This is a genomic window from Alkalibacillus haloalkaliphilus, from assembly GCF_007991275.1.
Taxonomy (GTDB): Bacteria; Bacillota; Bacilli; order Bacillales; family Alkalibacillaceae; genus Alkalibacillus; species Alkalibacillus haloalkaliphilus.
This window is the reverse complement of sequence record NZ_BJYA01000012.1, coordinates 40465-65416: the sequence shown is the minus strand read 5'-3', so window position 1 is coordinate 65416 and position 24952 is coordinate 40465. Positions and strand designations below refer to the sequence as shown.

The 24952-nt window shown below is 37.6% G+C and carries 29 protein-coding genes; 15 read left to right on the top strand and 14 right to left on the bottom strand.

The genetic code is table 11. From position 1 onward, the window contains the following. The 10 genes from AHA02nite_RS08930 to AHA02nite_RS08890 all read left to right on the top strand — a co-directional run bounded on the left by AHA02nite_RS08930 (position 1) and on the right by AHA02nite_RS08890 (position 8619). On the top strand, positions 1–615 hold the full coding sequence (locus tag AHA02nite_RS08930) for a phosphoribosylanthranilate isomerase (RefSeq protein WP_146816468.1): 615 nt from the start codon (positions 1–3) through the stop codon (positions 613–615). Beyond that, complete coding sequence (gene trpB / locus AHA02nite_RS08925) at positions 615–1805, top strand: tryptophan synthase subunit beta (RefSeq protein WP_146816466.1); 1191 nt, start codon at positions 615–617, stop codon at positions 1803–1805. Before AHA02nite_RS08930 ends, trpB begins: the two co-directional genes overlap by 1 nt. A 13-nt stretch (positions 1806–1818) precedes the next feature. Then, positions 1819–2607 carry a tryptophan synthase subunit alpha gene (gene trpA, locus AHA02nite_RS08920; RefSeq protein ID WP_146816464.1) on the top strand — a complete coding sequence of 263 codons (789 nt, stop codon included), beginning with the start codon at positions 1819–1821 and terminating at the stop codon, positions 2605–2607. Between the two features lie 21 nt (positions 2608–2628). Further along, positions 2629–3369 (top strand): sulfite exporter TauE/SafE family protein, encoded by a 741-nt coding sequence (locus AHA02nite_RS08915; protein WP_146816657.1) that lies wholly within the window; start codon positions 2629–2631, stop codon positions 3367–3369. Between the two features lie 292 nt (positions 3370–3661). Then, on the top strand, positions 3662–3745 hold the full coding sequence (locus AHA02nite_RS15455; protein ID WP_370871972.1) for a putative holin-like toxin: 84 nt from the start codon (positions 3662–3664) through the stop codon (positions 3743–3745). Positions 3746–4194: 449 nt separating this feature from the next. Then, complete coding sequence (locus AHA02nite_RS08910; RefSeq protein ID WP_146816462.1) at positions 4195–5145, top strand: ABC transporter permease; 951 nt, start codon at positions 4195–4197, stop codon at positions 5143–5145. Continuing rightward, positions 5138–6085 carry an iron chelate uptake ABC transporter family permease subunit gene (locus AHA02nite_RS08905; RefSeq protein ID WP_146816460.1) on the top strand — a complete coding sequence of 316 codons (948 nt, stop codon included), beginning with the start codon at positions 5138–5140 and terminating at the stop codon, positions 6083–6085. Before AHA02nite_RS08910 ends, AHA02nite_RS08905 begins: the two co-directional genes overlap by 8 nt. Further along, entirely contained in the window at positions 6082–6840 is a 759-nt protein-coding gene (locus AHA02nite_RS08900) for an iron ABC transporter ATP-binding protein (protein ID WP_146816458.1), read from the top strand. The genes AHA02nite_RS08905 and AHA02nite_RS08900 overlap by 4 nt, the downstream gene beginning before the upstream one ends. A gap of 24 nt (positions 6841–6864) precedes the next feature. Further along, positions 6865–7785 carry a siderophore ABC transporter substrate-binding protein gene (locus AHA02nite_RS08895; protein ID WP_146816451.1) on the top strand — a complete coding sequence of 307 codons (921 nt, stop codon included), beginning with the start codon at positions 6865–6867 and terminating at the stop codon, positions 7783–7785. 18 nt (positions 7786–7803) lie between these two features. After that, positions 7804–8619: a MerR family transcriptional regulator gene (locus tag AHA02nite_RS08890; protein ID WP_146816449.1), complete on the top strand. Its 816-nt coding sequence runs from the start codon at positions 7804–7806 to the stop codon at positions 8617–8619. A gap of 53 nt (positions 8620–8672) precedes the next feature. Here AHA02nite_RS08890 and AHA02nite_RS08885 read toward each other — a convergent pair whose 3' ends face one another. Continuing rightward, positions 8673–8906, bottom strand: coding sequence for a hypothetical protein (locus AHA02nite_RS08885; protein WP_146816447.1), 234 nt, complete (start codon positions 8904–8906; stop codon positions 8673–8675). 238 nt (positions 8907–9144) lie between these two features. Here AHA02nite_RS08885 and AHA02nite_RS08880 point away from each other — a divergent pair, with 238 nt between their 5' ends. Further along, positions 9145–10080: an ATP-grasp domain-containing protein gene (locus AHA02nite_RS08880; RefSeq protein ID WP_146816445.1), complete on the top strand. Its 936-nt coding sequence runs from the start codon at positions 9145–9147 to the stop codon at positions 10078–10080. 30 nt (positions 10081–10110) lie between these two features. On the opposite strand, the gene AHA02nite_RS08875 is transcribed toward AHA02nite_RS08880, so the two are convergent. The 4 genes from AHA02nite_RS08875 to AHA02nite_RS08860 all read right to left on the bottom strand — a co-directional run bounded on the left by AHA02nite_RS08875 (position 10111) and on the right by AHA02nite_RS08860 (position 13252). After that, positions 10111–11397, bottom strand: a complete 1287-nt coding sequence (locus AHA02nite_RS08875) for an alpha/beta hydrolase (RefSeq protein ID WP_146816443.1) — start codon at positions 11395–11397, stop codon at positions 10111–10113. 34 nt (positions 11398–11431) lie between these two features. Continuing rightward, entirely contained in the window at positions 11432–11923 is a 492-nt protein-coding gene (locus AHA02nite_RS08870; RefSeq protein WP_146816441.1) for a DUF456 domain-containing protein, read from the bottom strand. 14 nt (positions 11924–11937) lie between these two features. Beyond that, a complete protein-coding gene (locus AHA02nite_RS08865) occupies positions 11938–12483 on the bottom strand; it encodes a Rossmann-fold NAD(P)-binding domain-containing protein (RefSeq protein ID WP_146816439.1) in 546 nt (181 codons plus the stop codon). Between the two features lie 112 nt (positions 12484–12595). Continuing rightward, on the bottom strand, positions 12596–13252 hold the full coding sequence (locus tag AHA02nite_RS08860) for a DUF3889 domain-containing protein (RefSeq protein WP_146816437.1): 657 nt from the start codon (positions 13250–13252) through the stop codon (positions 12596–12598). A gap of 208 nt (positions 13253–13460) precedes the next feature. On the opposite strand from AHA02nite_RS08860, the gene htpX reads away from it, so the two are divergent. Further along, the gene (gene htpX / locus AHA02nite_RS08855; protein WP_146816435.1) at positions 13461–14363 is read left to right on the top strand and encodes a protease HtpX; all 903 of its coding nucleotides are present in this window, start codon (positions 13461–13463) and stop codon (positions 14361–14363) included. 36 nt (positions 14364–14399) lie between these two features. Here the strand turns inward: htpX and AHA02nite_RS08850 are convergent, their stop codons facing one another. The 9 genes from AHA02nite_RS08850 to pcp form a co-directional block, all read right to left on the bottom strand. Beyond that, on the bottom strand, positions 14400–15824 hold the full coding sequence (locus AHA02nite_RS08850) for a hypothetical protein (RefSeq protein WP_146816655.1): 1425 nt from the start codon (positions 15822–15824) through the stop codon (positions 14400–14402). A gap of 230 nt (positions 15825–16054) precedes the next feature. Next, complete coding sequence (locus AHA02nite_RS08845; RefSeq protein ID WP_146816433.1) at positions 16055–16621, bottom strand: NADPH-dependent FMN reductase; 567 nt, start codon at positions 16619–16621, stop codon at positions 16055–16057. Positions 16622–16708: 87 nt separating this feature from the next. Beyond that, the gene (locus AHA02nite_RS08840; protein WP_146816431.1) at positions 16709–17194 is read right to left on the bottom strand and encodes a hypothetical protein; all 486 of its coding nucleotides are present in this window, start codon (positions 17192–17194) and stop codon (positions 16709–16711) included. A gap of 295 nt (positions 17195–17489) precedes the next feature. Next, entirely contained in the window at positions 17490–17984 is a 495-nt protein-coding gene (locus AHA02nite_RS08835; RefSeq protein ID WP_146816429.1) for a YwgA family protein, read from the bottom strand. 12 nt (positions 17985–17996) lie between these two features. Next, positions 17997–19295, bottom strand: a complete 1299-nt coding sequence (locus AHA02nite_RS08830; protein WP_146816427.1) for an HD domain-containing protein — start codon at positions 19293–19295, stop codon at positions 17997–17999. A 96-nt stretch (positions 19296–19391) separates the two neighbouring features. Further along, entirely contained in the window at positions 19392–20297 is a 906-nt protein-coding gene (locus tag AHA02nite_RS08825; protein WP_146816426.1) for a 5-oxoprolinase subunit C family protein, read from the bottom strand. Positions 20298–20331: 34 nt separating this feature from the next. Continuing rightward, positions 20332–21090, bottom strand: coding sequence for a LamB/YcsF family protein (locus AHA02nite_RS08820; RefSeq protein WP_146816424.1), 759 nt, complete (start codon positions 21088–21090; stop codon positions 20332–20334). 14 nt (positions 21091–21104) lie between these two features. After that, a complete protein-coding gene (pxpB, locus tag AHA02nite_RS08815; RefSeq protein ID WP_146816422.1) occupies positions 21105–21812 on the bottom strand; it encodes a 5-oxoprolinase subunit PxpB in 708 nt (235 codons plus the stop codon). Beyond that, positions 21812–22426, bottom strand: coding sequence for a pyroglutamyl-peptidase I (pcp, locus tag AHA02nite_RS08810; protein ID WP_146816420.1), 615 nt, complete (start codon positions 22424–22426; stop codon positions 21812–21814). Before pcp ends, pxpB begins: the two co-directional genes overlap by 1 nt. Before the next feature lie 146 nt (positions 22427–22572). Here pcp and AHA02nite_RS08805 point away from each other — a divergent pair, with 146 nt between their 5' ends. The 3 genes from AHA02nite_RS08805 (at position 22573) to AHA02nite_RS08795 (ending at position 24848) form a co-directional block, all read left to right on the top strand. Continuing rightward, positions 22573–23406: a lipoate--protein ligase family protein gene (locus tag AHA02nite_RS08805; protein ID WP_146816418.1), complete on the top strand. Its 834-nt coding sequence runs from the start codon at positions 22573–22575 to the stop codon at positions 23404–23406. An 80-nt stretch (positions 23407–23486) separates the two neighbouring features. Further along, a complete protein-coding gene (gene hemQ / locus AHA02nite_RS08800) occupies positions 23487–24230 on the top strand; it encodes a hydrogen peroxide-dependent heme synthase (RefSeq protein WP_146816416.1) in 744 nt (247 codons plus the stop codon). Positions 24231–24425: 195 nt separating this feature from the next. Then, positions 24426–24848: a cell wall hydrolase gene (locus tag AHA02nite_RS08795; protein ID WP_146816414.1), complete on the top strand. Its 423-nt coding sequence runs from the start codon at positions 24426–24428 to the stop codon at positions 24846–24848. The last annotated feature ends 104 nt before the right edge of the window (positions 24849–24952 follow it).

Sequence of the window (24952 nt, the reverse complement as noted above, 5' to 3'; positions counted from 1 at the left end):
ATGACACAAGTAAAAATTTGCGGTATAAAACATACGACCCACGCCAATGAAGCTGTTAACGCTGGTGCAGACTTTCTCGGATTCGTATTTGCTGAGAGCAAAAGGCAAGTCACTGTTGAGAAAGCGAAACACATCTCTTCTCAAATTCCAACACACGTGAAAAAAGTGGGCGTGTTCGTCAACGCTTCACTAGAAGAACTCGAACAGACCGCTAAAACAGTAGGTCTTGATTATGTTCAACTACATGGAGATGAGACACCTGAGTTTTGCGAGCAATTAACAATCCCGTATATAAAATCTTTTCGCATCCGTAATGAAGAGGATTTGAAGGCAACGACACAATACAACGATGCTGATTATTTACTATTGGATAGTGCAACAGGTCCATATCATGGCGGTAACGGGACGACGTTTGATTGGTTCTTAGTTGAAGAACTCCCTTTCGATCAAGACCGTTTCATCTTAGCAGGAGGACTCAATCAAGAAAACGTTAAGTTAGCGATTGATCAAACAAACCCACAAGTCGTCGACGTATCTAGTGGCGTTGAGTTAGAAGGTCAAAAAAATATAAACCTCATTCAATCATTTATTAAAACTGTAAAGGAGACTTCATAATGAATTATAGTGAACCTAACGCATATGGAATGTTCGGTCAGTATGGCGGCCGCTTCATTCCCGAAACATTAATGACGGCCGTTCATGAACTAGAAGAATCATATAATGAAGCGATTCAAGACTCAGCCTTTAACGCTCGCTATCAAGAGATGTTAAAACAATACATCGGTCGTGAAAATCCGTTATACTTTGCGGAAAACTTAACAAATGAAGTAGGCGGAGCAAAAATTTATTTAAAACGCGAAGACTTAAACCATACAGGCGCACACAAAATTAATAATACGATCGGGCAAGCTTTGTTAGCTGAACGTATGGGGAAACGCAAAGTCGTTGCAGAAACAGGAGCAGGCCAGCATGGTGTTGCAACAGCCACAGTTTGTGCCTTACTCAATTTAGATTGCGTCATCTTCATGGGGGCTGAAGATATTAAAAGACAAAAACTCAACGTCTTTCGCATGGAACTACTTGGTGCAACAGTCGAATCTGTTGACCAAGGTAGCGCAACGTTAAAAGATGCTGTAAATGAAGCTTTACGATATTGGGTAACCAATGTAGAAGACACGCATTATATTATGGGTTCTGTCTTAGGCCCTCACCCATTTCCGAAAATGGTGCGTGACTTTCAAAGTGTCATTGGAACGGAAACAAAGCGCCAACACTTTGAAGCTGAAGGAACACTACCAAATGCTGTCGTTGCATGCGTTGGCGGAGGAAGTAACGCCCTTGGGATGTTTTATCCGTTCGTAGAAGATCGTGATGTACAGTTATTTGGTGTTGAAGCTGCTGGTAAAGGAATTGACACTAGTGAGCACGCAGCAACTTTAACAAAAGGTTCAGTCGGCATTTTACACGGGTCTATGATGTATTTACTTCAAGATGAGTTAGGTCAAATTGAAGAAGCAAGTTCCATCTCTGCTGGTCTTGATTACCCTGGCGTCGGCCCTGAACATAGTCATTTAAAAGATATCGAACGTGTTAAATATAGTGCAATTACTGACGATGAAGCATTAGAGGCTTTTCAACTATTATCTCGATCTGAAGGAATCATACCAGCATTAGAAAGCTCTCATGCAGTTGCAGAAACTATTAAACTAGCAAAAGAGATGAACAAAGATGAAACGATCGTCATCTGCCTATCCGGTCGTGGCGATAAAGATGTCGAGTCTGTGAAAGAACACTTAAATTCGTAAGGAGGTTGTCTAAATGCAAACTGTCACGTATGGAAAAGATTATCTTGAAGCAACTTTAAATGAAACAATTAATGAAGGAAAGAAAATATTCATTCCATATATTATGGCTGGAGATGGAGGGTTAGACTCTTTCATCCCTACATTACAAAAATTAGACGAAGCTGGAGCTACAGCAATTGAAGTCGGTATTCCATTCTCAGATCCTGTTGCGGATGGTCCAACAATCCAAGAAGCCGGCAAACGAGCACAAGATCACGGGGTGACCTTACCTCATATTATTGATATACTCAAAGAAGAACGAATCAAAATCCAAGCTCCAATTATTTTCATGACTTATATAAACCCTATATATAAATATGGCGTCGATCAATTCATGCTAGATGCAAAAGTTGCTGGTGTCGACGGACTAATCATCCCTGACTTACCACTTGAACAAACTAGTTTAATTGAAAAGGCTCGCGAACAGGCTAATATAGCTCAAATTCAACTCGTATCATTAACAAGTTCAAAAGAGCGTATGGAAAAAATCGCAGCTGCTTCACAAGGTTTTCTTTACGCCGTTACAGTCAATGGGATTACAGGTGCAAGACAATCTTTTGATGACTCTTTAAGTGAACATTTTCAGCACTTAAAATCTGTAAGCTCTGTCCCTGTTTTAGCTGGGTTTGGAGTATCAACGCCTGATCATGTTAAGCAATTAACTCAATATAGTGATGGTGTAATTGTAGGCAGTAAGATTATTAATCTATTACATGAACAAAACGATAAAGAACTAAAAGAATTAATTAAAGCAAAAGATTAATAGCAGAAAGATGTGGATTACATGCTTGACTTAGTCATACTTTTTTTCGTCGGATTAACCGCAACTATTCTCGGTACTTTAGCCGGTGGTGGTGGGCTTGTTAGTTTACCAGCTATGCTAGCTCTAGGTGTTCCAGTCCATTCGGCTATTGGTGCTAACAAAGTAACCAATTCAATCAGTTCATTTGTCACCTTCCTAATGGTGTTAAGGCATAAAGGTGTGACGATGAAAGAAGGGTTAAAAATAATTCCTATTAGTTTAGGTGGTGGAGTCGCAGGAGGTATGATCGCTTCCTCTCTACCACCTGATTTAATGTACAAAATAGCAATTGGCCTTTTAATCTTTGCCTTTCTTTTCTCATTTATTAGTAAGGGGGACTTCTCAGGCAAAAACCACTTTCGTTTTAAAACGCGTGGAACTCCTCTATTATTCGGGATTGGTATTTATGACGGTTTATTTGGACCTGGACAAGGTACACTCATGTTTTACGTATTTTCATACATGAGAATAGCTTACTATCGTGCAGTTGGATTGATGAGAATTGCGACATTCGCTAGTTGTTTTGGAGCTGCCATTAGCTTCATTGCAGCAGGTCATATCATTTGGACGATTACATTTGCCTTAATTGGTGGTTCATTAATTGGTGCGCAAGTTGGTGTACGTTTAGCGGGTAAATTAAATCCTGATCACGTTAAACCTTTACTTCGTATTGTGACTGCAGCCCTAATTATACACATTATAATTGATCACGTAATTTTGTAGGGCATTTGAACGATTTTTTTAAAGCTTTTATATGTAACTCAGTTTAAATTTAAATCATGTATGAACTTGGACTTATATCATTATTATAAAATCAACTCATTTGTTGGCAATTCTTATCGAAAAATACAAGTTAAGCATAACAAAAACCCTCTAGACATACTTGTTTAGAGGGTTTTATAAGGCCAATGGATTATCTATTACAAATATACAAAATTTTCTTATAATTTATGTTACAATAAAAGTTGTACAATAGGGTTCTCATGGGTGGTGGCTGGCTCTCTGAAAGAGGGTGATGCTTATGACTGTTTTTGAAACGCTCTTCTTAATGGTCTCTTTCGGATCATTAGTTGCAGCCATTCTGTCAGTTGGAAAGTGAGTAACCACCCATTAGCCTGGTGAGCATGGGTGATTACCAAACCTGTAGCGAGCCGCTCCCTTTAGAGAGCTATTGTACAAAGCCATTGGTGTTGCCGCACCGATGGCTTCTCCTTTTGTGTTCTTCACTCTCCATTATTGTACATTAAAATCCCTTAAATTCAAAGTATTTAAAAACAATACAATTCAGAGGAGCCCCACCAAAACACATCACTTTAATTATACTATATAACGAACAAATTATTAACACCTTTTTATTTCAAGACGCACACACCGTTTAGTATATGTCCTCAACTTTCCATTTATGAAGCACAAATGAAAAAATAATTGAAAATAATTCTCATTTATTCGTTGACTCTCCACCCACTGGAGAGTTTATTATTTTATTTGGAATTGATAATCATTATCAATTATTCAAAATGAGAATCTTGAGCAGAAAGTTTGTGTCATATGAAGTTAAAATACTTAGTCCCAGTTTTAATTGTGTTGTCCATCATTTCCCTGTTTATAGGAGCAACAAACATAAGTCTAACGGACATAGCTCAATTAACTGAACAACAGCAACAAATCATGTTACAAAGCCGAATTCCGCGTTTAGCCAGTATATTGATCGCTGGAGCAACAATGGCTGTATGCGGATTAATCATGCAACAACTAAGTCGAAATAAATTTGTCTCCCCCACAACCGCGGGCACAATGGATTCTGCTAGGTTAGGCATTCTTGTTTCCCTGCTTGTATTCTCATCAGCAAGCCCGATGCAGCAAGCTATTACAGCTATGGCATTTGCTGTATTAGGGACGATGATCTTTATGAAGATCTTAGAGAAGATAAAGTTTAAAGATGCAATCTTTATTCCACTTGTAGGGATTATGTTTGGTAATATTATCGGTTCCATCACAACATTTTTTGCTTATCAACATGATTTAATACAAAGTATGACAGCTTGGCTTCAAGGAGATTTTTCTATGATTCTAGCAGGGCGTTACGAGCTGTTATACATAAGTGTTCCATTGCTTGCAATTGCTTATTTTTACGCTAATAAATTTACAATTGCTGGTATGGGAGAAGATTTTTCTACAAACCTTGGCATGAATTATAAACAAATCGTCAACTTAGGGCTAATTATAGTCGCTGTCGCAACTTCGGTAGTCGTTCTAACAGTAGGGTTAATTCCGTTTCTTGGTTTAATCATACCGAACATTGTTTCCATATACCGTGGGGATCATTTACGCAAAAACTTGCCGCACACAGCTGTCTTAGGTGCTTTGTTCGTATTAGCGTGTGACATTTTAGGACGTGTCGTTATTTACCCATACGAAATTCCGATAGGCTTAACAGTGGGCGTAATTGGTAGTGGTATATTTATTTACTTGTTATTAAGGAGAAAGGCATATGCATAACAAAACCAAACTAATCATACTCGCTGCGATCGCCCTACTTCTAACGACATTATTTCTTTTTTGGAATTTAGGAGAACATTGGGATTATGTACTCCCAAGAAGAACTATGAAAATACTAGCAATTATATTAACAGGTAGCGCTATTGCCTTTTCGACAGTAATCTTTCAAACCGTAACTAATAACCGGATCTTAACACCGAGCATTATTGGTTTAGACTCTCTTTATTTATTAATTCAAACAGGGCTTATTTTTGTCTTTGGTTCAACTCATTTAACAATCGTGAATCAATACTTTAATTTCTTTTTATCAGTCGGTTTAATGATTGTTTTCGCTTTACTGCTTTACCGTTTTCTTTTCAAAAGAGAAGGGCAAAATATATATTTCCTTTTACTTGTTGGGTTAATTTTAGGAACGTTTTTCAGCAGTCTATCAGAATTTATGCAAGTGTTAATTGACCCAAATGAGTTCCAAGTCGTTCAAGACCAGATGTTCGCTAGCTTTAACAACGTCAATACTGACCTGTTTTATATAGCACTAGCCGGGATGGTTGTAACTGCTTTATATTTTTTAAAATTTGCAAGATACTTAGATGTTTTATCACTTGGTAAAGACCAGGCAATTAATCTAGGTGTTGACTATGATTACGTTGTGAAACAAATCTTTATAATTGTCGCAATCTTAATATCGATTGCCACTGTATTAGTTGGCCCTATTACATTTTTAGGGTTGCTTGTGGCCAATGTAGCTTACGAATTTCTTAAAACCTATCGACACCGTGAACTGATTATCGGAGCAATGCTCATTAGTGTGATTGCTTTAGTCGGAGGACAATTCATTGTTGAGAGAGCCTTTACTTTCTCTACTACAATCAGTGTCATTATTAATTTCGTTGGTGGTGTGTACTTTATTTATCTACTATTAAAGGAGAGTCGAGCATGATTGAAGTTAAAGAGCTTTCTAAAAAATATGGTGACAAAACCGTTGTTGATGATGTGTCAGTCAACATTCAAAAAGGAAAAGTGACATCATTCATCGGGCCAAATGGTGCAGGTAAGAGTACTTTGCTTTCTGCAGTAAGCCGACTCATTCAATATGATCTTGGTGAAATCAATATCGACCGCAAGAAGATGAGTGAATGGAAAAGTCGTGAGCTCTCTAAAAAGATGGCAATCTTAAAACAAGCGAACCATATTACCGTTAAATTAACAGTGCGTGAACTTGTATCATTTGGTCGTTTTCCTTACTCACAAGGTCATTTAACAAAAGAAGATGAAGAATATATTAATGAAGCTATTGCTTTTATGGAATTAGAAGATTTAGAGAATCAGTACCTTGATGAGTTAAGTGGTGGTCAAAAACAGCGTGCTCACATAGCCATGGTCATCGCTCAAGACACCGAGTATATTCTACTCGACGAACCTCTTAACAACTTAGATATGAAGCACGCTGTACAAATTATGAAAGTGTTAAGAAGATTAGTAGATGAATTAGGTAAGACGGTTGTCATTGTCATTCACGATATCAATTTCGCATCCTTTTACTCAGATTACATTGTTGCATTGAAAGATGGAGCTATTATTAAACAAGGACCAGTTGATGACATAATCGAAGAATCTACACTTCGTGAAATATACGACATGGACATTCCAATCCGACAGATGAACCGTTGCAAAGTTTGTGTGTATTTCGGTTAAAAATTAAAATATGAGGTGATCAAAATGAAAAAATTAATTATTATTGTTAGTTTAGTTTTAATAACGTTAGCTGCTTGTGGAACTGATGAGAACAGCGCACAAGATGAGAATACTATTACGATAGAACACGAACTCGGCGAAGCAACCGTGGTTGAAAATCCCGAAAGTGTCGTAGTATTTGACTTAGGAATGTTGGACACATTAGACACATTAGACCTATCAGTAACTGGTGTTCCAAAAGATAACCTTCCTTCTTACTTATCTCATTACGAGTCTGATGAGTATGAGCATGCTGGTGGCTTAAAAGAACCTGATTTTGAAGCAATATATGGAATGGATCCTGATTTAATCATTATATCTGGAAGGCAAGCGGATCTTTATGAAGACCTTGAGGAAATAGCTCCTACTGTTTACGTTGAAACGGATTCTGAAGCTTACATGGAGTCAATTTCACGTAATGTTGGTATAATTGGTGACATATTTAACGTTCAAGATGAAGTAAACGAAGCAATTGATGAGGTTCAAGCTGAAGTTGATGCTGTTCAAGAGCTGACATCTTCAAGTGATCAAACAGGACTTATTACACTTGCAACTGGTGGTAGTGTTAGCGCTTATGGTTCTGGTTCCCGTTTTGGATTAATTCACGATATGTTAGGCGTCACACCAGTTGATGACAGCATTGATGTTGCAACACACGGGCAAAACATTTCATTTGAATTTATCGTTGAGCAAGATCCAGATTATTTATTCGTAATAGACCGTGATGCGGTTGTTGAGGGAGAAGCTACAGCACAAGAAACAATTGAAAACAGTCTAATTGAAAATACAACTGCTTATCAAAACAATCAAATATTCTATTTAAACCCTGAATACTGGTACATTGCAGATGGTGGACTTCAGTCAATAAGTGAAATGGTAAATGAAATTAAAAATGCAGTAGAATAGATTTTAGAGGTGGCTAACATGAAAGACCGCTTTACAATTGGAGAAATAGCCAAACTACACAACATCTCAGTTAAGACACTAAGGTACTACGATGAAATTGATTTATTTAAACCAATTGAAGTTGACCAGAACAATAATTACCGCTATTACTCTACCGATCAGTTTGAACATCTAAATACGATCAATTATCTTAGAAACCTCGGTGTTTCATTAAAAGATATTAAAGAACAATTTGATAAACGAGATCTAAATTTCTTTCTAGATATACTAAAAAAACAACAGCAAGAAACTGAAAATAAAATTCACGAGTTACAAAATATAAACGAGCGAGTGCAAAACAGAATCTCTGAACTTGAATGGGCTAAAAGTAACCAAAACATAGGCAAACCTTTCATTAAACCAATTAGCGAACGTAAAATTATTCAAATTCAAAAGCCTATTAACTCACATTCTGAACTTGAAATTTCTTTAAGGCGCTTAGAGAACATCGCAAAGCTGAAGTCCTCAATTTTCATCGGTTCTGTCGGTGTTACTCTACCTATTAATCAATTACAAAGTGAAGAACGAAAAAAGTACAATTCAGTATTTCTACTCGTTGAAGAAGAAAACGTTACCGATGATATTGCAACCACATTACCTGCAGGACAATACGTCTGTATGTATTGTAATGATGAACGAATTAATTCAAAACAGTACTATGCTCAAATAATGGAATTTATAAAAGAAAATCAACTTACCATTAATGGTGATGCGATTGAACGAACAATTATTGACCATTACATCACTTATAAACCTGAGGAATTCTTATCCGAAATTCAAATACCTGTAATTTAACAACCACTCGCCTTCTCCTTAGGCGAGTGATTATTATGTAAGTTGAGTCTTCATCAATAAAAGATTCTCCCTTTTTTCCTCTCTTTTCTCAATCTCCATATACCAAGCACCCAAATGACAGCACCAACCTGCCATAGTAACCGCTCATCAGCTTCAAGCATCATGTAATTTACAAATTCCAAAAACGAATCCCAATCCTCATTTGGGTAAATAAAAAATACCGGGATCAACCCAATTAGAACAGAGACTATTCCAATAAAGACTAATACTTTTGCGAACAACTTCAATTTTATTCCCCCAATTAACATGCTGGAGATCTCTTTCTTTTAATCATATGCCGAATTTTCAGACTTTTGTACCATTGTAGCACAAATCGGTAGGTTTGAAAGCAGTAAATTGAATTAAAATAAAACTTGAATTCTGTAGTTTTTATATTAATTTAAGATATTTAAAGCCTAATCCGTTTCCTTTTCAACGCATTTACAATATACTAGTAAACAGATAGGAATTAAAGGAGTTGGGGTAATGACACAGAAAATATATGTAATCCATGAAAATTCAGAGTGGACAGAACCTTTGTTCAAAGCTTTGGACCAACTGGATGTACCATACGAAGATTGGTTTATTAACGAAGGATCAATTGATTTAACAGAAGAACCTCCCGAAGGAATCTTTTACAATAGAATGAGTGCTTCTTCCCACACGCGTGATCATCGTTATGCACCTGAACTAGTAACAGCTGTATTAGCGTGGTTAGAGCAACACGATCGCACTGTCCTTAACGGCAGTCATGCGTTAGACCTTGAAATTAACAAAGCAAGACAATACACAGCATTGCAAAAGACTGGCATACAAACGCCTAAAACGATCGTCACTGTAGGAAAACAACAATTAGTTGAAGCAGCACACAAAATGGAAAAACCTTTTATCACAAAACATAACCGTGCGGGAAAAGGGTTAGGTGTACAACTCTTTCAAACTGTAGAGGCTTTGGAAAGTTACGTATATAGCGGTGAATTTGAAGAGCCTATTGATGGTATCACTTTGCTTCAACAGTATATTGAATCACCTGATGCTTCAATTACACGTTGTGAGTTTATTGACGGGAAGTTCTACTATGCGGTTAAAGTTGATACTTCAGATGGGTTCGAACTATGCCCTGCAGACGCATGTTCTATTGAGGATCAGTTTTGCATGACGACAGAAAATACTCAAGAAAAGTTTCAAATCATTAGCGATTTCAAACACCCTATTATTCAGCAGTACGAAACATTTTTAAGCGATAATAGAATTGATTTTGCTGGCATTGAATTCATTTATGACTTAGATGGCAACATATATACTTATGATGTCAATACAAATACGAACTACAATTCAGATGCTGAAAGCAAAGTTGAAATGTATGGAATGCAAGCAATCGCCAACACTCTCAGCCGTTACTTAAATAAAGTCTATTACTAGAGTTAAAAAAAGTCCCTAAAGCTATGTGCCTTAGGGACTTAAACGTTCAATAAATTGGTTAATTTCCTCAACTAAATCCTCCGATAACGGAATAGACGGGTCAGCATATGACGACATATCATTTGGACTTGGTGAATCTTTCAGCACATGATTCATACCATCAACAATGACCAGGTCATTATTAGGATACGCTTCAGCTAAATTTTCCGCATCTTCAACAAACACTTGAGTATCATGTGTCCCCTGTGCAATTAGTGTTGGCACAGTTATGGATGAAGCTATTTCTGTTGGATTATAAGTAAACCAAGTTGCTATAAATGGCTGCACGGTCGGTCTAAACAAGCTATACAATTCACTACTAACTTCTTCAACATATTCGCCTTCTTGCAAACTTTCAATAATCATTTCCGCTTCTTCTAGTAAATCACCTGTTAATTGACCTTCCAGTTGATCAAGTAAAACTTCACTCATCGGTCGACCAGCACCAGCAAGTGAAACTAAACCATCAACATCGACTTGTAACGCTGCCAAGCTCCCAATTAACGCTCCTTGACTATGACCTACTATGATTAGTTGGTCGTACTGCTCTTTTTCGTCTAACTTTTGTAACCATTTAACTGCATCTTCCACTAAGTCTTCAATGGCTAACTCTTCTTCTGGAATCGTCACTTCACTATTTTCACCAGCACCACGTTTACTATATCTCAAACTTGCTACATTTTGTTCACCTAAAGTTTCAGCTACCATTTTCAAACTATCATTTTCCATGCCAGGTGAATTACCATTTCGATCTGTTGGGCCTGAACCTGGAATGATTAAAGCAACTGTTTGAGCCTCTTCTCCTTCTGGTTCTAATAACTCGCCTTGTAACGGCCCGAACTCCGTATCAACAGTCAGCCAATTAATTTCCTCTTGATCATCTTCTTCTGCAAGCAAACCACGTTCAAGCTTAAAATCAAAGGTGTGCCCTTGTTGATTAAAATCTCCTTCAAACGTTTCATTCTCAGTTAACTCACCTTCAAACTCAATAAACTGTCCTGGAATATCCATCTCAAAGCTTACCACTTCCTCCTCAACCTCTAAATCAGAAAGTGGATACCGATCAATACCTTGTGCAGGAATACTGATGAAGCCAATGACCTCTTCATCTTCATCTTCTTCAAATGACACTTGGATATTTAACGGAACATCAGGCACCTCGATCGCACCATGCCAATCACCTAATAAATCTTCTAGAACATTCTCTTCAACTTCAGCTTCTTGCCCATTAGAACACCCGACAACAAATAACAACACCGCTAACAAAAATATTTTCACTAGCTACTACCTCACTTAGTCATATAATAGGAACTTAAATAATTACTAATACAAAGAACCAAACAATCATTACGGTTAAGACAACAAACTTTGCAAATGCACCACCTAAAAACCCTAACAGCGACCCAATAGATGCTTTAAATGCTTCTTCATAAGTTCGCTTTTGCAACATTTCCACGACAAATACTGCAATAGTTGGAACAATTAAAATACCAAATGGTGGTATAATAAAAGAGCCAACAATGACACCAATAGCAGCTGCCCATTCTCCTCGTTTTGATCCACCGTACTTTTTAACGAAATAACTATTTGCAATAATATCAGCTACTATGACAATCACAGTTAATACAACCATCGACCACCAAAAAAACACTGTTAATGATTCATCATTAATTGCAAAATGATAGACTAAAAAACCGCCCCAAATAACAAGCGGTGCTGGAATAATCGGAAATATAATACCAGCGTAACTTGATAAGAACAGTACTATAACTAAAATCCACCATAAAATATCTACAAAATCCATTTAGTTCACTCTCTTTACGGTCTTTGGTCCCAAGGTTCTAATTGTCCAATAATATATTGATCTTTTTGCTTGTTAATAGCGTCTATTACACCTTTTGAAATTTCATTATGTGTCAACCATCTTGATCTATTTAAAGACTCATCCACCATAAATCCAAGTTGAACTTGGCTATAGCGACAGTAGCTAGGTACTTCTAGACTAGCTCTAATTTCCTCAAGATCGGCACTACTACCTGTCACATGAAATAAGGACCACTCATTATTATTGTTTACTGATTTCATTATAACAGATAACGGGTCTTTTCCCGGAATATTGTGAACCCATGCGACTACTAAGTCAAATGATCCGTAAAGTTTTTGTGCTTCTTGCAATTTTGACATTAGCTGTTTTTCATTTTTATAATCAGCCAAAATAGCGTTAACGTTAGATTGATCTCTTGTCACTTGTTCCATCTTTTCTTCAGTACGTCCAATGACTGAAACAAAACGAGCCTGATTAGCTACCCACAAGGTTGCATCACGCAACATCCCTGTTCCACCTACAATTAATACATGGTTCACTATACCACCCCTATACTGTTCAATTTCGACTTTTACAATTGTAATTCCTTCAAGAGATTACTAACGAGAACAACAGAAAAAGCGCCCTTAAAATTATAAGAGCGCTTTCCTTCTAACCGTTATTATGATCAGTTTCCACTTCTTCTAAATCAAATGATATGACACGGTCTGTTTGTGGGTTATAAGTTACTTGACCTCTCACTTTAACGCGTTCATCATCTGATTCTACGATAAACTCATATGTTTCCCGACGACGATCACCAGATATCTCTTCTTCACCTACAAATTCATAATCCGTTACTTCATATCTTGGGTAAGCAATTTGCAAAACTTCTAACAAATAGCGTCCAAACATTTCTTCCTCTAACTCTGGTGATCGCTTAATTTCGATATCAATTATACCAAAATCTAAATCCGCTCCTAACGCCAAGAAAGCCTGACGATGTAAATTTAAACGGTGAGGCGGATAACCGTCTACAGTATCAACAACTTTCACTAAAATTTCGCGACCAGTTTCAGGAAACTTCACCTTTAACATTTCACCACATTCATAAGGTGCTTGATTACTAACAGCCGTTGTCATGTACTCTAAGTCAGACCATGGAATGTTACACTTCGTTACTTCCCCACCTTCTGTCCACGTCGCTTGACCTTCGACCCAGTCGTTGTTGTCACGTCCAGTGAACGTTTGATTAGCCGTCGGATCATATACATACGTACACGAATGATCCCTAACAAAATCATTTGTATAAAAGTAATATGGGTTCATTTGAATCCTCCTATATTTGAACATAGTTCTATGTCATATCATATGTTGGCCTATGCTTGGACGGTGACTTGAGACAACATATGTATGTACTTATTATTTAAATTGTTTAATATGTGAAACTTTTCTTACTCTAAATTGCAACTCATTTTCCTCATGTCGTTTTCGTGATATAATATACAAGGACAAACATGAAAGGTAGGGGAATTTAGTGGGTAAAAGAATATTGTTTTTCTTATTAACAAACATTCTCGTTTTAACAACAATTGTCATTGTTTGGTCTGTCATCACATCATACACAAACATTGGGCCGTTATATGATGGTACAGGCAATATTGGAAGTTATGGAGCATTAGCTCTTTTTAGTATCATAGTTGGTTTTGCTGGTGCCTTTATTTCCTTAGGTATGTCACGTTGGATGGCTAAGAAAATGATGAAGGTTCACGTATTAGACCCTGATGATAACTTATCAACGGCAGAGCGCCAATTAGTTGAGCGCGTTCACCGTCTGTCACGTGCTGCTGGTTTAATGCACATGCCTGAAGTTGGTATTTATCGTTCAAAAGAGGTCAATGCTTTTGCAACAGGACCAAGTAAGAAACGCTCATTAGTTGCTGTTTCAACTGGTCTATTAGAATCAATGGATGACGATGCAGTTGAAGGTGTGTTAGCTCACGAAGTGGCACACGTTTCAAATGGCGATATGGTTACGATGACTTTATTGCAAGGTGTTATTAACACATTCGTAGTCTTCTTATCACGTATCGTAGCAGCTATTGTAGCAAACTTCGTACGTGCTGAAATGCGTATGATTGTGCACTTTGCTGCGATCATCATATTCCAAATCTTATTCTCAATCTTAGGAAGCCTTGTCGTTATGGCATTCTCGCGTTACCGTGAATTCCATGCAGACCGAGGTGGTGCTGACTTAGCTGGTAAAGATAAAATGGCCCATGCACTACGTTCATTACAGAACACTGTTGCTAGCGTTAATGACAACAGCAACGACAGTGCAATCCAAACAATGAAAATTAATAATAAAGGCGGCGTTGCACGTCTATTCTCATCTCACCCTGACTTAGATGAGCGTATTCGCCGTTTAGAGCAAAAATAAACAAAAGGTTGGCTTTATAAAAGCCAACCTTTTTTATTACCATATCCACAAGGCAACGAAAGTAGCTAAAATCAACCCTGCCATAACAGGGATAAAGTTTTTCCGGGCTAATTCCATGACAGATACGCCACAAAATCCTGCTACAGCAACAAGCGATGACCAAGCAACAAGTGCTCCTCCACCAGTCCAAATCGAACCTAACTGACCAATAGCAGCTAACGTTGTTGCATCAACTCCACCAGTCGCCAAAGCTCCTGATAACGCACCAGTCAACGGTAATCCAGAAAAACCAGACCCATCTAATCCAGTAATAATGCCAACAAGCAATATACCAAATGCAGTTAGAAAGGCACTTTCAGGAATTGCTGATTGTCCTGCCTCTACTAACTCGAATAAAAATGCAGGCGGTTGCACATCACCTAATGACATAATACTCCCTGAGAATTCCCCACTTCCTAAAAAGAAGAACCCTGCAATTGGAATAACTGGACCCATAGCTTTAAAAGCAAACACGAAACCATTTGTAATATGTTCACTTATACGATCTAAAGCCTTTACTTTTCCAAAGGCTAATGAAGCTAAAGCAAGTAGTAATACAGCAACTCCACCAATTAATGCTGCACCATCACCACCTTCAAAGCCACCTGTACGCCCCCCGGTTATCTTGGTATAAATCATAAAGATCATAATACATAGCATGGCAAGAGGAACTAAAATAGCAAACACTTTTCTCCATTTATGATTGGCAAGAGATTCGTTCTTTTCTGATGTTTCTTGTTGACCCGGCAACTTTTTCAACTCTTCTTTGTTTAACGGGTCAGTCGGTTTTCTAATTTTCTTTTTAAACATTAAATAAGTGATGCTGAGAGCTAATGTACCTGAAACGAGAGATAAAATTAACGCTTTATCTGCAATTACACTAGCATCTAATCCAGCTGATGAAGCGCTCAATGTTGGCGCAATTTGCATAATATAGTCTGAGGACAACGCCATTCCTTGCCCTGCTAAGGCGACTACCATCGCTGCAGCCATAATTGGCAATCCTGCTCTTACAGCAGCAGGCACTAGCAATGCACAAATTAGTGGTACAGCTGGTGTTGGCCAAAAGAAAAGTGAGATTACAAATGTTATACCTATTAATATTAAAAAAGCAACATGGCCATTCGTCATAAACTTTTGCACTGGTGCGATCATTTGTTGGTCTGCACCTAAATCTTTTAAAGAGTGTAAGAGTGCGACCATAAACGTAATAATTAAGAAAATGCTAAACAACTCTTTAGCTGCTGTTAAGTTGGCGTTAAACACTGACGTAAAGCCTGTTACTAAGCTACCACTATAAACCCACGCAACTAAAAATGTTCCAATTAATGTCGGTAAAACAACACCTTTACGGAACACCATAGTTAATATGACAACAAGTGTCACTAAAGCATATAAACCATGTGAAATGGTTAACTCCATCATATAATGCCCCCTCCTTTGTAGAGCATCATATGTACACATGCCTATATTGGTTCCACTTGTGCATAACTTTTTAACCGAATATTTTTCACCCATTAAGCTTTGTGGATAAGCTAATTTATTCACAAAGTTATTCACTTTTTCTACTTAAATTCACAACTAAGTTAACCAATTGACTTTTTATCCACAAAAAAGTCGAATGGTTCGTAAACCATTCGACTTTGCTAAGCTTATGCATGAACTAATTTCGCTTCAACTTGAACAAGTAGTGCATCAACCATCTTTTTGTAGTTTTCAACTTCGACTTCTGGTAAATGAAGGTTACCATTGTCATCTAACATATCATAAATACCACTAATCATAACGCGTGGTTGTGCAGGCACTTGAACACCTAAGTGGCTTAATACTTCACGCAAATGAAGCTGTGCTTGAATCGTTCCACTCTGTCCTGGTGTACCACCAACCACACCAGCAACTTTTCCACCGATTGAATTATCTCCAGCTGGTCTAGTCATCCAGTCGATTGCATTTTTTAACGGTCCTGAGAACGAACCATTATATTGAGGTGTCGCAAACAGAACAATATCAGCACCTTCAATTTGGTCTTTTAACCTTTGTACACTTTCAGGAACTGGTTTTTCAATATCCTCATTAAACACTGGAACATCTGAATAATCCGCATACTCATATTCAACGTTCTCAGGCAGCATTGTTTTTACTAAGTCTAACAACTTTTTATTAACTGAGTCTTTACGTAAACTACCGCAAACACCTACGATTTTTAATTGACGATCCATAACTATGTCACTCCTATATTAAGTCTATTAACTTCATCGTAAATGTTTCATATTATAAGCGCAAATATCTTGCTTGTCCACACCTTCTTACTCACCTAATTTATACACTAAAACTATAGAGGTAAAAAAAGAAAGACTCATATACATAAGAAAGGTATTAACATTATACAATTGGTGATTCATATGACTAGACAGGAATAACGTCGTCACTGAATCTATATAATCCCAATCAATATAACCAAACTGGCTTTCAAACAAATCTACTATTTGCTGACGATATTGTTCAATAGATTTCTGTTGGTAACTAATCGCAATACCCCAATGAACTGATACAAAAATCGCCGAAATAATTAACCAATGACCTAATACATACGGACGTAACAATTCATACCATATATAGACTAAGTAAAAAAATAAACCGATTAACAAAACCATAAATGGTAATGCTCGGTTCACGGAATCTACTTGTTGTCCTGGAAGGGTACTCATCGATCCAACCTGTAAAAACATAGCAAAGACAAGCACTGTAATAATAATTAATAAAGACGTTGGTCGACCTAACAGTTTCTTCAACTAAATCCCCTCCACCATCAACTGTTTCTTATATTTTATGAAAACGGAAGGGGAATTAGACTAAAGCCAAGTTTAAAACCATGTTGATAATATTAGAAAAATTACAGCCACCAACCCAGCTAAAATAAACCACGAATACATATGTTTTGGCCTTCTAATAATATCCACTATTATGAAGGCGGCAACACCTAACAATATAGGGGGAACTAATAAGTAAGTTAAATACCAAAATACACTCACCATATTAAAAAAACCTCCATACAAAAAAGAAGAGGTTACACACCCCTTCTTAATATTAGTGTTTCATATCATTGATAAAGCGCCATGCTTCTTCAAAATCCGCTTCAGTATAATTTTGTTGGCTTTTAACTGTACGCACCTTATCTTCTATTTCTTCTTTAGAGAAGTTATCAAAATACAACATTGTCGATACTAACTCTAAAAATTTCGAACTCTGTTCGTCCATTTTTTGAATAACAGCGTCCATATTGGGTGTCGTGACACCAGATTCACTTAGGAAGCCTGCACCACGGTCTGTTAAATGATAACGATATTGATAATAGCCTTTTTCTTTCTCTTTCGCTTCATCTAGGAATCCTAAATTACAAAGTTCTTCAATTCGTGTTGATAGTTCTTCAGAATAAGGACCATAAAAATGAAATGAATAACGCTCAGAAAAATCAAAGCCACACTTTTTTAAGATATACACCATTTTTTGCAGTCTTTTACGACCTACTACTTCTTGTGCTTGTTCAAAAAACGCCATTAGCCTCGCGTGATCCTCTAACATGAACACAACTCCTTACCCTTTCAAAATTTCATATATCCGCTTCTTGATGTCGCTTTCTTCTGGAAGTTGCTCTATTAAATCTTTAGCAAAATATAATTTATGATCTGTTCGTTTCTTACCTGATATCGATTCAACAATATCAGATTGACGTGATAGCTCTTTTAACTCACCTGTTGGCAATTGTAGATGAATCGGAAGACGTTCTTCCTCCTCACCAGGTCGATAGAAATCATACGGCAAATCAGATGAAGAATCTACTTCTAAATAATAAATAGGATCAACCCCTGCTTCATTAAAGCATTCTTTCAAGTCCATAAGTTCTCGGTACTGATTTCCAGGGTCGAATTCAATATATTTGAATAAGTCACGATCAACAAATCGACGACATAAATCAGATAAGATTGCATCCTCTTCTTCTTTCCATATGTGGAAATAATAAAATACCACATTCTCATCTAACTTTAAATAGTCCTCTAAGCTCACTTCTTTTAAGAAGAAGCTCTCAAAGTGCGTCGGTTTCAGCTTGAACTCATATTCATTGGCCATATATAATTCTTTCGCTCGGTGTAAAATTTTAGATAATATAACTTCCGCACTTCTTGTTACCGGATGAAAATAAACTTGCCAATACATTTGATATCGGCTCATAATATAGTCTTCTACAGCATGCATACCACTTTCTTTAATAACCATTTGATCTTCCATAGGGCGCATGACGCGTAAAATACGCTCCATATCAAAGTGACCATAACTCACTCCAGTGAAGTATGCATCACGTTGTAAATAATCCATTCGATCAGCATCAATTTGACTGGAGATGAGACTGACAACTAATTTATTAGAATATGTCTTATGTATAACATCGGCAACATCTTGGGGAAAGTTTTCATCTACACGGCGTAAAATTTCATTAACTTTCGTATCACCTAAAATAATCGCTCTCGTGAAGTCTTCATGATCTAAATCAAACACTTTCTCAAACGAATGAGAAAACGGCCCATGCCCTAAATCATGAAGTAATGCAGCGCACAAACATAGTATACGTTCATCATCATCCCAAAACGGTTGGTCACGGAAGTTCTCAATAATTCTGCGCACAATCTCATATACACCTAAGGAATGGTTAAAACGACTATGCTCTGCACCGTGGAAAGTCAAATACGTCGTGCCTAATTGTTTAATTCGTCTTAGACGCTGAAACTCAGGTGTACCAATCAAGTCCCAAATCACACGATCCCGGACATGAATATAGCGGTGAACAGGGTCTTTAAACACCTTTTCTTCATGTAATTTCTCATCACGATATGCCATTTTTCCCGACCTTTCTATCAATCTCTATGTCTTAAAATTATTATAGCTTTTTTCGAACTTAAATAAAACAGCTTGTCTATTTAAATCTAAACAACATTAAAATTGTTGCCATAATTGTTGCAACCATTCCGCTTCTTTAATTGACACTTTTTCGAATTGAACGGTTGCACCTGGTGCCATTTGTGCCAACTTCCAATGATCAGCAGAGATCACGGTTCCTATAGTAGTATAACCGCCAGTAGTTTGACGATCAGCTAACAAAATCATAGGCTGTCCATTTGCTGGAACTTGAATGGTTCCATAAGTAACAACATCCGACACGATATCAGCCGTACTAGTATGGACTAAAGAAGCACCTTCTAACATACACCCCATACGGTCACCTTTTTTAAACACGTAGCTAGATTGGTAGAATTTTGATACAGAAGCAGTCGTGAACTGAGATTCGATCTGACTCGCAACCACTCTCAACGTCACTGTTTGCGTTAGTATAGGGCGTAAATCCCGTCGCAAAGCTCTTAAATAAGGCTGATCACCGTCAACTTGACCTACTTTAATAACGTCTTCTTCTTCTAACCTACTCCCCATCTTTCCTTTCTCAAAAGTGGATTGACTCCCTAACCACTTCTCTGACTGTATACCACCAGCAACACAAAGATAAGCCCTCATACCGCGGACCGGTCTTTCAAAGGTTAACCGCTTCCCTTGTTGAACTTTGATCGTTTCCCATAAAGGAACAGGTTCATAATCAATATGCGCTGCTAAGTCTCCACCAGTGATACAAATGACAGCATCGTATTTAAAAGTCAATTCAGTGCCACCAAACGTAATCTCAAGTGCGGCAAAACCATCTTCATTATTTAATAAGCGATTTCCCATAATTAAGGCATACCGATCCATTGCACCTGACACTGGCACACCTAAATGCTGGTAGCCAGGTCTTCCTAGATCTTGAATGGATAGAAACAAACCTGGCTTTTTGACTTGAATTAATTGCTCCATTTCACATCACCTAACATATTAATCAAACGTTTGATTAATAATTAATTGCTTGGACATTGACACGGTCAGCTTCTAACATATCACGTATGACTTTAGCATGATGATAGGCAGACTGTCCGTCCCCATGAAAACAGAGAGTATCTGCTTGCATTGGAATTTTCTTATTTGTAGCAGTCGTCACTACTCCTTCAAAAACCAATTCACTTACTTGTTTTTTAATTGATTCTAGACTAGTAATTACTGCACCATCATATTGACGGGAGGTTAAAAGACCTTCTTCTGTATACGTACGATCCGCAAATACTTCAGGTGCGTATGCTAAATCTAGCTGCTTAGCCGCTTCAATTAGTTGACTATTAGCCAAACCATACAACACTAATCGTGGATCAACATCTTTTACTGCTTGTGCGATCGCTAATGCTAGGTTTCGATTTTTAGCCGCTTCGTTATACAAAGCACCATGTGGTTTAACGTGGTGTAACGGGACACCTTCAACCATACAAAAAGCTCTCACTGCTCCAACTTGGTAAACGACTAGCTGATAAACTTCTTCAGCCGGGATGTCCATGTTCCGTCGACCAAATCCGAGTAAGTCTGGATAGCCAGGATGAGCCCCGATAGCAACGTTAGCTGCTTTTGCCAGTTTAATTGACTGTGGAATCGTTCGGTAATCACCAGCATGATAACCACATGCAACATTAGCTGATGTAATAACACTCATCAACTTCTCATCATCACCCAATGTGTACTGACCAAAACTCTCTCCTAAATCTGCATTAATATCAATCTTCAAACTTAGTCCCACCTTTATTGAATAAAGTCTTCAATACATCCCTTTTCATAAATCCAGTCGTACTCTGAACGTGTTACTGGGTAAAATTTCAGTTGGTCTCCTACTTCAAACAAAACAGGTTGTTCTCGTTTAACATCAAACAGTTCAATCGGTGTATTGCCAATAATGTGCCAACCTCCTGGTGATGACACTGGGTAAACCCCTGTTTGCTTACCTGCAATGCCTACGCTTCCTTTAGAAACTTCTGCTCGTGGCGTTTGCAAGCGCTGTGTTTCAAGCTCATCATCCAACCCACCTAAATATGGAAAACCAGGTAAAAAACCAATCATATAAACTAAATAATTGGGTTCACTATGTCGTTTAATGACTTCCTGTTGAGACATGTTGTGAAACTCAGCTAATGCTTGTAGATCTGGTGCAAACTCACCCTCATAACAGACAGGTAGATTAATAACCTTTTGTTCATTTAAACTTTCTTCTAACTGAACAGTTTTCATTAATGCTTGAACACGTTGTTCGACCTCACAATATGAAACGACACGCCAATTATAATAAACAGCTACAGAGCGATATGTAGGAACTAAGTCTGTCACATACGCAATGCGAGCTTGTTGCAAACTTTTATAAGTTGCCACTACTTGCTCATGCAAAGCTTGTGAAATTTCATCACCAAACGAAATAACTAAAGCTTGATTACCTAATGGGTGCAATGAGTAATCCATTAACGCCCATCCTTTATACAAGCTAAGCAAACTGAAACAGCTTCATTTAAATCTGTTTGTGACCAACTAGGGACTTTCCCATGTTCTATTGCCAATTCGTGAGAGGCCGGTATGTGAATAAACCCAGTTGGAATTTGTTGACCTTGTTGTTTAACATAATTTAAAGCTTGGTACATGACATGGTTACACAAATACGTCCCAGCAGAATTAGAGATTTCAGCTGGATACCCTTTTTCCTTTAACTCATTTACCATTTCACGGATCGGTAACGTACTAAAAAGCCCGTCAGACCCTCCTCCAACAATTGGTTCACCACTTGGGACACGTCCATGATTATCCGGTTCTCCGCCATCATTACAATTAATTGCAATTCTTTCAGGTGTTAACTTGGACCTTCCCCCAGCTAAGCCAAGTGATACAATCGCATCTGGTTTAGTTTCTTCAATTGCATTAAGCAATTCTTTCCCACTCGTTGAAAAATCAACTGGCAATACTCTAGTCACAACTTCATAGCCATTAATCGTACTTCCATCTAAATGCTTAACGACTTCCATCGTTGGATTGAGTTTAAAATTTAAAAACGGTTCAAATCCGGTTAATAATATTTTTTTCATACAATCACCTTCAATTTTTCTTAATATTGTTTCTATTTTAGCACTTATACCGAGCAATTTGTAACTGTTTCTTTACTGTGCTTTTTCTATTCTTGCAACGATTTGTTATAATATAAGACAGCTTATATGAAGAGGAACGATCTGAGATGAATCATAAATTGTTAGACATTAATCAAATAAGGTTTATAGATCATAGTGATCCTAGCCTATCAACCATTTCACAGTCCTTCGCAACTGATGATGCGCTTTGCTTATCTGTCAGTCAGTCAAAAGAAACGGTTATGCGCTATTGGGTTCATGAACCAACAATCGTTTTAGGTATTCCTGACAGTCGTTTACCACACATACAAGATGGCGTTCATTATTTAAGTGAACAAGGTTATAATGTGATCATTCGTAATTCTGGAGGTCTTGCTGTCGCTTTAGATGAAGGGGTATTAAATATTTCCTTAATATTCCCAGATACGAAACAAAGCGACATACATGATGGATATGAAGCAATGGTTGGATTTATAAAATGGTTATTTCAAGATGAACAACCAATGATTGAAGCTTATGAAATCGAGCAATCATATTGCCCTGGCTCATACGATTTAAGTATAAATGGCCAAAAATTTGCCGGTATTTCACAAAGGCGTGTCAAAAATGGGTCAGCTGTCCAAATTTATTTATGCGTTGAAGGTGATGGGAGCCAACGAGCAGAACTACTTAAGCAGTTTTACAATAAGTCGATCAAAGGTGAACAAACGAAATTTAACTACCCGAACGTTAATCCAGAAGTTATGGCTTCTCTAGAACAATTACTAAATAAAAAAATAACTGTCTCTCAAATAAAAGAGCAAATATTAAGCCGACTCCATTCTGAGCAAATTGATGTCATTCACCAACCATTAAACGAGCAAGAGTTCAACTGGTATGAATCAAGACTAGAGTTAATGCAAAAGCGTAATAAAGACCTTCCGTTAACAAAACGTTCATAACCATATCTTTTAACCTCTAATGCAGCTTGTGATATATTATTGGTGGAAGTAATACAAGAGACTTAAGGAGAGTGACATAAATGCCAGAAGCAGTAGAAACTTTAGATGGTTGGTATATGCTACATGATTTTAGACAAGTCGATTGGACAGCTTGGAAGAAAGCAAGCACTGAAGAGCGCGAACAAGCTATTAGTGAACTAAACCACTTAATGGCATCGTGGCAAGATGTTGAGTCTGACAAACAAGGTAGCTTTGGATTTTATACAGTTGTTGGCCATAAAGCAGACCTATTATTTTTGAACGTTCGTCCAACGATGGAAGAATTAACAGAGTTAGAAACAGCTCTGAATAAAACGAAAATGGCAGAGTTCTTTACACAACCTTATTCTTATGTGTCTGTTGTTGAACTATCAACTTATATGGCTCAAGGAAAAGACCCTGATACAGACCCAGAGATCCAAGCTCGCTTAAAGCCTATTTTACCTAAATGGAATCACGTATGCTTCTACCCAATGGACAAGCGTCGTGATGGTGATGACAATTGGTACATGATGTCTAAAGAAGACCGCGGAAAGCTAATGTATACACATGGTATGACAGGGCGTAAGTATGCTGGACATGTTCGCCAAATCATTACAGGAAGCCAAGGTTTAGACGACTGGGAATGGGGCGTAACATTATTTGCCCATGACACATTACAATTTAAGAAATTAATTTATGAAATGCGTTTCGATGAAGTGAGCGCTCGCTTTGCAGAGTTCGGCTCCTTCTATATTGGACACCGCAAAGAACGTGAAGAATTAGAAAAAGTCATGCATGTATAATAAGTATATTTGAAGCCTTAAGTCACTCGTTGACTTAAGGCTTTTTTTTACACCTTTGCCACATAGCTTGTCCTACAAAAAATGCGACTTTATTACTTGTCCTGTCAATTTTCTTCAACTAGGTATTCATCATTTTCCATCTGCGACATATACATGAAATAGTGATGGATATTGAGTAAAAGAGGTGGTGGTTAATTGGCACTTATATCTTATACAGACGCGCAGCTTAGAGAGCTCGCCCGCCTCATGCGTGCCGAGGCCGAAGAAGACGGAGAACAAGGTATGCTTCTAGTAGGAAACGTTGGTGTTAATCGAGTAATAACAGACTGTTTAGATTTTGAAGAAATTCGATCCTTGCCGGATATGATTTATCAATCCCCTGGTGGATTTGAAGCTGTTCAAGAGTCTTATTTTTATCAACGTGCACGTGAAAAGGAAATCCGCCTTGCAAGAAGAGCAGTTCAAGGGGACAGAATTCACCCTGGACGATTTTCACTATGGTTCTTCAGACCTCCAGGTGATTGCCCGCCTGAATGGTTTGGTCAGCCATTCGCTGGAGAATTTGGTGCACATTGTTTTTACGAGCCATTCCCAGGCGAATGTCCTGAAATTCATTAAGTTAAGAGTTATTAATTAATTTTTTAAATAATTGAGGGAGGTTGATTTTTTGGATCAGTCTAATAACAATCAAGACAAACAGCGAAATGAGTCGAACAGATCCA